We start from the raw sequence: 273 nt of genomic DNA on the forward strand, positions 1-273 counted from the left end.
ACTCGAGCGCGTCTTTGCAGGCGAGATTCTCTCCCGCACGCTGGTGCTGGACTCGCTCATCCACTACGAAGGTCCGACAAAACTGGCCGCCGCAGGTCGGGGCCGGGTCCTGAAGTGGATACGCAACCGCGCCAAGAAGGACCCTGATACCCTCGCAATTTTCGCCGCCCTTGCCGAGCAAACTGTCACGGTATCCGGCACTGCGGCAGCAGAATTGGTCATTTCCCAGCTGGCGGCGAACATCAAAGCGCTTCAAGCACAGCGCGACACGAT

At 60.8% G+C, this 273-nt stretch carries 1 pseudogene; it reads left to right on the top strand.

Features of this window, described 5'->3' with window-relative positions:
* Positions 1 to 273, top strand: a pseudogene (locus HMPREF2787_RS11255) (IS110 family transposase); the annotation flags it as partial.

Source organism: Corynebacterium sp. HMSC061H03 (assembly GCF_001838215.1).
GTDB classification, from domain to species: Bacteria; Actinomycetota; Actinomycetes; order Mycobacteriales; family Mycobacteriaceae; genus Corynebacterium; species Corynebacterium jeikeium_D.